The organism is Streptomyces sparsus, from assembly GCF_054776295.1.
The window spans coordinates 1-8229 of sequence record NZ_BAAHCA010000143.1 but is presented as its reverse complement, the minus strand read 5'-3'; the positions used below and the strand labels follow the sequence as shown (position 1 = coordinate 8229).

Below are 8229 nucleotides of genomic sequence, written 5' to 3'. Positions count from 1 at the left end.
CGGCCCCACGCGGGCCCGTCGTCCGCCTCGGCCGGTGGACGGTTCACGGCGGCACGGTCGCCGGTCCGCCCGGTGGGTCCGCGCCGCCGCGCCGGAGCGGCAGCTCCCTGTCATGCTCATTCGTGCACACCAGATGACAACTGAGAGAAATTCTTGGCACGCAGTGTCTTGTGTCCTGGCACTGGGTGTCATACGTTGATCTGAGTCCGGGCACTGTCCCCACGGCGACGCCGTGCGACCCGGATGCCTGCGTCACAGGCACCAAGCGCTCACCCGCGCTGCCAACAGCACCACCCCGCCGAACCGACGGCACTGCCTCAACCCGACGTCCCTCAAAGCGTTCCCGCAACACGCTTCGCCGGAGGCATACCGTGAACCCCATCCTTGACGCGATTCTTGCGCCAGACAGCACCTCGGACGACTTCGCCGGTCTTCCGCTGCCGGAGTCCTACCGCGCGGTGACCGTGCACAAGGACGAGGCCGACATGTTCCAGGGCCTGACCACCCGGGAGAAGGACCCCCGCAAGTCACTGCACCTGGACGACGTGCCGATCCCCGAGCTCGGCCCGGGCGAGGCCCTGGTGGCCGTGATGGCCAGCTCGGTCAACTACAACTCGGTGTGGACCTCGATCTTCGAGCCGGTCTCCACCTTCGGGTTCCTGGAGCGCTACGGGCGCACCTCCCCGCTGGCCAAGCGGCACGACCTGCCGTACCACATCATCGGCTCCGACCTGTCCGGCGTCGTGCTGCGCACCGGCCCCGGCGTCAACGCCTGGCGGCCCGGCGACGAGGTCGTCGCGCACTGCCTGTCGGTCGAGCTGGAGGCCTCCGACGGCCACAACGACACCATGCTCGACCCCGAGCAGCGCATCTGGGGCTTCGAGACCAACTTCGGCGGCCTCGCCGAGATCGCCCTGGTGAAGTCCAACCAGCTGATGCCCAAGCCCGGCCACCTCAGCTGGGAGGAGGCCGCCTCGCCCGGCCTGGTCAACTCCACCGCCTACCGGCAGCTGGTCTCCCGCAACGGCGCCGGCATGAAGCAGGGCGACAACGTCCTGATCTGGGGCGCCAGCGGCGGCCTCGGCTCCTACGCCACCCAGATGGCGCTGGCCGGCGGCGCCAACCCGATCTGCGTGGTCTCCAGCGAGCAGAAGGCGGAGATCTGCCGCAGCATGGGCGCCGACGCGGTCATCGACCGCAACGCCGAGGGCTACAAGTTCTGGAAGGACGAGCGGACCCAGGACCCCAAGGAGTGGAAGCGCTTCGGCAAGCGCATCCGCGAGCTGACCGGCGGTGAGGACATCGACATCGTCTTCGAGCACCCCGGCCGCGAGACCTTCGGCGCCTCCGTCTACGTCACCCGCAAGGGCGGCATCATCACCACCTGCGCGTCCACCTCGGGCTACATGCACGAGTACGACAACCGCTACCTGTGGATGTCGCTCAAGCGCATCATCGGCTCGCACTTCGCGAACTACCGCGAGGCGTGGGAGGCCAACCGCCTCATCGCCAAGGGCAAGATCCATCCCACGCTGTCGAAGACGTACAGCATGGACGAGGTCGGCCAGGCGACGTACGACGTGCACCGCAACCTGCACCAGGGCAAGGTCGGCGTGCTGTGCCTGGCCCCCGAGGAGGGCATGGGCGTCACCGATCCGGAGATGCGCGAGAAGCACATCGACGCCATCAACCGCTTCCGGAACGTCTGAGGGACAGCTTCATGACTGAGCGTCAGAAGGATCGTCCGTGGCTGATGCGGACCTACGCCGGGCACTCCACCGCGGAGGCGTCCAACGAGCTGTACCGGCGGAACCTCGCCAAGGGCCAGACCGGCCTGTCGGTCGCGTTCGACCTCCCGACGCAGACCGGCTACGACCCCGACCACGTCCTCGCCCGCGGCGAGGTCGGCCGGGTCGGGGTCCCGGTCTCCCATCTCGGTGACATGCGGCGGCTGTTCCAGGACATCCCGCTGGAGCAGATGAACACCTCGATGACCATCAACGCCACCGCCATGTGGACGCTGGCGCTCTACCAGGTGGTCGCGGAGGAGCAGGGCGTCGACGTCGCCAAGCTCCAGGGCACCACGCAGAACGACATCGTCAAGGAGTACCTCTCGCGCGGGACGCACGTCTTCCCGCCGGGCCCTTCGCTGCGGCTCACCACCGACATGATCGCCTACACGGTGAACCACATCCCGAAGTGGAACCCGATCAACATCTGCAGCTACCACCTCCAGGAGGCCGGGGCCACCCCGGTCCAGGAGATCTCCTACGCGATGTCCACCGCCGTCGCGGTGCTCGACGCGGTCCGCGACTCCGGCCAGGTGCCGCCGGAGCGCATGGGCGACGTGGTGGCCCGGATCTCGTTCTTCGTGAACGCCGGCGTGCGCTTCGTCGAGGAGATGTGCAAGATGCGGGCCTTCGGCCGCATCTGGGACCGGATCACCCGCGAGCGCTACGGCATCGAGAACCCCAAGCAGCGGCGCTTCCGGTACGGCGTGCAGGTCAACTCGCTGGGGCTGACCGAGGCGCAGCCGGAGAACAACGTCCAGCGCATCGTGCTGGAGATGCTCGCCGTGACGCTGTCGAAGGACGCGCGGGCCCGCGCCGTGCAGCTGCCCGCCTGGAACGAGGCGCTGGGCCTGCCCCGGCCCTGGGACCAGCAGTGGTCGCTGCGCATCCAGCAGGTCCTCGCCCTGGAGAGCGACCTGCTGGAGTACGAGGACCTCTTCGAGGGCAGCCACGTCGTCGAGGCCAAGGTCGCCGAGCTGGTCACCGAGTGCGACGCGGAGATCGAGCGCATCCAGCGCATGGGCGGCGTGATGGCCGCCGTCGAGTCCGGCTACCTCAAGTCCCAGCTGGTCGGCTCGCACGCCGAGCGGAGGGCCAGGATCGAGTCCGGCGAGGAGAAGATCGTCGGCGTCAACATCCACGAGTCGACCGAGCCGAACCCGCTCACCGCCGACCTGGACACGGCGATCATGACCGTCGACCCGGCCAACGAGGCCCGCGTGGTGGAGGCGCTGGGCCGCTGGCGCGACCAGCGCGACGAGAACCGCGCCCAGGAGGCGCTGGCCGCGCTGAAGAAGGGCGCGGCCGGCGACGCCAACCTGATGGCGGCGACCGTGGAGTGCGCCAGGGCCGGGGTGACCACCGGCGAGTGGGCCTGGGCGCTGCGCGACGTGTTCGGCGAGTTCCGGGCCCCGACCGGGGTGGGCGGCGCTCCCCTGGCCGTCACCGCCGAGCAGGGCTCCACGCTCGCCGCGGTCCGGCGCAAGGTGGACGCCACCGCCGCCGAGCTGGGTTCCGGCAGGCTGCGGCTGCTCGTCGGCAAGCCGGGCCTGGACGGGCACAGCAACGGCGCCGAGCAGATCGCGGTCCGGGCCAGGGACGCCGGCTTCGAGGTGGTCTACCAGGGCATCCGGCTCACGCCCGAGCAGATCGTGTCGGCGGCCGCCGCCGAGGACGTGCACTGCGTGGGCCTGTCCATCCTGTCCGGCTCGCACGCCGAGCTGGTGCCGGACGTACTGGCCCGGCTCCGCCGGACGGGCGCGGACGACGTGCCCGTCATCGTCGGCGGCATCATTCCCGCAGCGGACGCGGAGGCGCTGCGCGCCGCCGGAGTCGCGGCGGTCTTCACGCCGAAGGACTTCGGCATCACGGAGATCATCGGCCGTATCGTCGACGAGATCCGCATCGCGAACAAGCTCGACCCTCTGGAGGTCCCCGCATGACTGCCCCCACAGCACCCACGGTCAACCGGCTGCGTCCCCGCCGTTCCTGCCTTGCCGTGCCGGGCAGCAACCCGCGGTTCCTTGAGAAGGCCCAGGGCCTGGCCGCCGACCAGGTGTTCCTGGACCTGGAGGACGCCTGCGCGCCGCTCGCCAAGGAAGGCGCCAGGGACACCATCGTCAAGGCGCTGAACGAGGGCGACTGGACCGGCAAGACCCGCGTGGTGCGGGTCAACGACTGGACCACGCACTGGACCTACCGGGACGTCATCACGGTGGTCGAGGGCGCGGGGCCGAACCTCGACTGCATCATGCTGCCGAAGGTGCAGGACGCCCAGCAGGTGCACGCGCTGGACATGCTGCTGACCCAGATCGAGAAGACCATGGGCTTCGAGATCGGCCGGATCGGCATCGAGGCGCAGATCGAGAACGCCAGGGGCCTGGTCAACGTGGACGACATCGCGGCGGCCTCCCCCCGGCTGGAGACGATCATCTTCGGCCCGGCCGACTTCATGGCCTCGATCAACATGAAGTCCCTGGTCGTCGGTGAGCAGCCGCCCGGGTACCCGGCCGACGCGTACCACTACATCCTGATGCGGATCCTGATGGCCGCCCGCGCCAACGACCTCCAGGCGATCGACGGCCCGTACCTCCAGATCCGCAACGTCGACGGTTACCGCGAGGTGGCGCAGCGCGCGGCGGCGCTGGGCTACGACGGCAAGTGGGTGCTGCACCCGGGTCAGGTGGAGGCGTCGAACGAGATCTTCTCGCCGTCGCAGGAGGACTACGACCACGCCGAGCTGATCCTGGACGCCTACGAGTACTTCACCTCCGAGGCCGGTGGCAAGAAGGGCTCCGCCATGATCGGCGACGAGATGATCGACGAGGCGAGCCGCAAGATGGCCCTGGTCATCTCCGGCAAGGGCCGGGCCGCCGGCATGAAGCGCACCTCCGTCTTCGAGCCGCCGGCCGACTGAGCGCGCCCCTCCCCCCGCTTCCCCGGGCCCCGGGCGGGCCCGGGTCCCGCCACCCACCTCCGGAGAGTCACACCATGCAGTTCGGCCGCACCTACGAGGAGTTCGAGGTCGGTGCTGTGTACAAGCACTGGCCCGGCAAGACGGTCACCGAGTACGACGACCACCTTTTCTGCCTGCTCACGATGAACCACCACCCGCTGCACCTGGACACCAACTACGCGGAGAAGACGACCGACTTCGGGCGGAACGTCGTGGTCGGCAACTACGTGTACTCGCTGCTGCTGGGCATGTCGGTGCCGGACGTCTCGGGCAAGGCGATCGCCAACCTGGAGATCGAGTCGCTGCGGCACGTCGCGCCGACCTTCCACGGCGACACGCTCTACGGCGAGACGACGGTGCTGGACAAGACCCCGTCGAAGTCCAAGTCGGACCGCGGCATCGTCCACGTCGAGACCAGAGGCTACAAGCAGGACGGGACCGTGGTGTGCGTCTTCCGCCGCAAGGTGATGGTGCCCACCGCCACGTACATCGAGGAGCGCGGCGGCGAGCAGCCGGGCCGCCCGGAGCCGGCAGCGCCCCGGCAGAACGGAGCCAAGTGAGATGGGACGCCTCGCGCAGACCGAGGGTCTGACGGACATCCAGCGGGAGATCCTCTCCACCGTCCGCGGCTTCGTCGACAAGGAGATCATCCCGGTCGCCACCGAACTGGAGCACAAGGACGAGTACCCGGCCGAGATCGTCGAAGGCCTCAAGGAGCTCGGCCTGTTCGGCCTGATGATCCCGGAGGAGTACGGCGGCCTCGGCGAGTCGCTGCTGACGTACGCGCTGTGCGTGGAGGAGATCGCGCGCGGCTGGATGAGCGTGTCCGGCATCATCAACACGCACTTCATCGTGGCGTACATGCTCAAGCAGCACGGCACCCAGGAGCAGAAGGACCACTTCCTGCCGAAGATGGCGGCCGGTGACGTGCGCGGCGCGTTCTCCATGTCGGAGCCGGCCCTGGGTTCCGACGTCGCGGCCATCACGTCCAAGGGCGTGAAGGACACCGGCAGCGACGACTACCTGCTCACCGGGCAGAAGATGTGGCTGACGAACGGCGGCACGTCCACCCTGGTCGCGGTGTTGTGCCGGACGGACGAGGGCCTCGGGGAGGGCGCCCCGCCGCACAAGTCGATGACCACCTTCCTGGTCGAGAAGGAACCCGGGTTCGGTGAGGTCAAGCCGGGCCTCACCATTCCCGGCAAGATCGACAAGATGGGCTACAAGGGGGTCGACACCACCGAGTTGATCATGGACGGCCTGCGGGTCCCCGCGAACCGGGTGCTCGGCGGTGCCACCGGCCGCGGCTTCTACCAGATGATGGACGGCGTCGAGGTCGGCCGGGTGAACGTCGCCGCCCGCGGTTGCGGCGTCGCGCAGCGCGCCTTCGAGCTGGGCGTGTCCTACGCGCAGCAGCGCAGCACCTTCGGCAAGCCGATCGCGCAGCACCAGGCGATCCAGTTCAAGCTCGCCGAGATGGCCACGAAGGTGGAGGCGGCGCACGCCCTGATGGTCGGCGCGGCACGGAAGAAGGACGCCGGGCAGCGCAACGACCTCGAGGCGGGCATGGCCAAGTACCTGGCCTCGGAGTACTGCAAGGAGGTCGTCGAGGACGCGTTCCGCATCCACGGCGGTTACGGCTTCTCCAAGGAGTACGAGATCGAGCGGCTGTACCGCGAGGCGCCGATGCTCCTGATCGGTGAGGGAACAGCCGAGATCCAGAAAATGATCATCGGACGCCGACTGCTCGAGGAGTACAAACTCCAGGGCTGAATGTCCTGAATTGTTCTCCTTTTTCGGAGGGGGTCGGCACAGCCGCAGCCGGGGTCGCAATCGCCGACCCCGGCTCTGGCTTTCCCAGTTGCCGCCCGGAGCCGATACCATTCAGTAAAGCCGTGGTCCACTCCTACTCTGCGCGGCACCCTCCGCTACGAAGGTCATCCATGTCCCACAGCCCCTCTTCTGCCCCTCGCGGGCGAGTCCGTCTCGCGCGCGGAGCGTCGCCGTGGCTCCTGCCGACGGTGGCGACCGCCGCCCTCAGCCTTGCCCGCGCGCGGCGTTCCCGCCGGGCGGCGGCCCTGGCCGTGCCCGCCACCGCGCTCGCCGCCGGCATGCTGTGGTTCTTCCGGGACCCGGAGCGTGACATCACCTCCGGACGGGTGATCTCGCCTGCCGACGGTGTGGTGCAGAGCATCATGCCGTGGAAGGACGGGCGCACCCGGGTCGCGATCTTCATGAGCCCGCTGAACGTGCACGTCAACCGGGCGCCGCTGGCCGGCACCGTGTCGTCGGTCGAGCACGTCCCCGGCGGCTTCGTCCCCGCTTTCAACAAGGAGAGCGAGAACAACGAGCGCGTGGTGTGGCACTTCGACACCGAGCTCGGGGACATCGAGATGGTCCAGATCGCCGGTGCCGTGGCGCGCCGGATCGTGCCTTACGTGCCCCAGGGCAGCAAGGTCGAGCAGGGCGAGAGGATCGGACTCATCAGGTTCGGTTCACGTGTCGACATCTACCTCCCGGAGGGTGTCGAGGTCGACGTCGAGGTCGGCCAGACCACCACCGCGGGGGTGACCCGACTTGACCGTGACTGATCCCGACGGTTCATCGTCCTGGACGCTTGAGGACGAGGCGGACGACGAGGACGAGATGCCGCTGTCGACGAGGCTGTCCATAGCGGACACCCTCACCCTCGGCAACGCGACCTGCGGCTTCATGGCCGTCTACTTCACCACCACCGGTGTGCTCATCCCCCACCTCACGGGGACGGAGGACAGCGGCATGGCACGGCACAGTGCCGCGACGGCCGTGATGCTGATGCTGCTCGCCTCGATCTTCGACCTCTTCGACGGCATCGTGGCCCGCAAGCTGCGCAGCTCGGCGATGGGCGCGGAGCTGGACAACCTCTCCGACCTGATCAGCTTCGGCCTGGCACCCGCCTACTTCGTGCTGGTCTGGGGCATGGTCGCCAACGACGCCCACCAGCACGTCTCTGCACTGGCGGCCATCGTGGTGCTGTTGGCGGTGGTGCTGCGGCTTGCGAGATTCTCCTGCGTGACGCTGCGCGACGGCATCTTCCAGGGCATGCCGAGCCCCTTCGGCGCCCTGACCGTGGTCTCCATCGTGCTGCTGGAGCTGCCGTTCATCCCGACGCTGCTGGCGATCGTCGGCGTGGCGTGGCTGATGGTGAGCCGCGTGGAGTACCCCAAGCCGCGCGGCCTGCTCGCGGTGGCGATGCTCAGCTGGATCGTGCTGGCCATGGGCATGCTGGCCGCCTGGGCCTTCGGTGCCCCCGGCGGTGAGCTGCTGCTCCAGACGGGCTGCGCGTTGCAGCTGGTGCTGGGCGCGGTCATCCCGCTGTTCGCGACGGCTCGCCGCGTCAACACCTTCCGGGACAACCGGCGCGAGGCCCGCGCCGCCGCCCAGGGCTGACACCGGCCCCGACCCGCACATACCTCGGCCCCGAGCGACACACGTTCGCTCGGG

The 8229-nt window shown here is 68.9% G+C and carries 7 protein-coding genes; all 7 read left to right on the top strand.

Going from position 1 to position 8229, the window contains the following annotated elements:
• Positions 1-371 precede the first annotated feature (371 nt).
• Positions 372-1709: a crotonyl-CoA carboxylase/reductase gene (gene ccrA, locus ACYVE9_RS10120; protein WP_461027430.1), complete on the top strand. Its 1338-nt coding sequence runs from the start codon at positions 372-374 to the stop codon at positions 1707-1709.
• A gap of 11 nt (positions 1710-1720) precedes the next feature.
• Positions 1721-3733: a protein meaA gene (locus ACYVE9_RS10115; RefSeq protein WP_461027429.1), complete on the top strand. Its 2013-nt coding sequence runs from the start codon at positions 1721-1723 to the stop codon at positions 3731-3733.
• A complete protein-coding gene (locus ACYVE9_RS10110; RefSeq protein ID WP_461027428.1) occupies positions 3730-4707 on the top strand; it encodes an HpcH/HpaI aldolase/citrate lyase family protein in 978 nt (325 codons plus the stop codon). Before ACYVE9_RS10115 ends, ACYVE9_RS10110 begins: the two co-directional genes overlap by 4 nt.
• A gap of 74 nt (positions 4708-4781) precedes the next feature.
• Positions 4782-5306: a MaoC family dehydratase gene (locus ACYVE9_RS10105; protein WP_461027427.1), complete on the top strand. Its 525-nt coding sequence runs from the start codon at positions 4782-4784 to the stop codon at positions 5304-5306.
• Position 5307: 1 nt separating this feature from the next.
• Positions 5308-6519, top strand: a complete 1212-nt coding sequence (locus ACYVE9_RS10100; protein WP_461027426.1) for an acyl-CoA dehydrogenase family protein — start codon at positions 5308-5310, stop codon at positions 6517-6519.
• A 170-nt stretch (positions 6520-6689) separates the two neighbouring features.
• Positions 6690-7337, top strand: a complete 648-nt coding sequence (locus ACYVE9_RS10095) for a phosphatidylserine decarboxylase (protein ID WP_461027425.1) — start codon at positions 6690-6692, stop codon at positions 7335-7337.
• Positions 7338-7392: 55 nt separating this feature from the next.
• A complete protein-coding gene (gene pssA / locus ACYVE9_RS10090) occupies positions 7393-8175 on the top strand; it encodes a CDP-diacylglycerol--serine O-phosphatidyltransferase (RefSeq protein WP_461027431.1) in 783 nt (260 codons plus the stop codon).
• Positions 8176-8229 lie beyond the last annotated feature (54 nt).

Excerpts from the sequence above, each read along its gene's own strand:
- ACYVE9_RS10110 (WP_461027428.1), top strand. The coding sequence starts at position 3,730 with ATGACTGCCCCCACAGCACCCACGGTCAACCGGCTGCGTCCCCGCCGT.
- ACYVE9_RS10105 (WP_461027427.1), top strand. The coding sequence starts at position 4,782 with ATGCAGTTCGGCCGCACCTACGAGGAGTTCGAGGTCGGTGCTGTGTAC.
- ACYVE9_RS10100 (WP_461027426.1), top strand. The coding sequence starts at position 5,308 with ATGGGACGCCTCGCGCAGACCGAGGGTCTGACGGACATCCAGCGGGAG.
- ACYVE9_RS10115 (WP_461027429.1), top strand. The coding sequence starts at position 1,721 with ATGACTGAGCGTCAGAAGGATCGTCCGTGGCTGATGCGGACCTACGCC.
- ACYVE9_RS10095 (WP_461027425.1), top strand. The coding sequence starts at position 6,690 with ATGTCCCACAGCCCCTCTTCTGCCCCTCGCGGGCGAGTCCGTCTCGCG.
- pssA (WP_461027431.1), top strand. The coding sequence starts at position 7,393 with ATGCCGCTGTCGACGAGGCTGTCCATAGCGGACACCCTCACCCTCGGC.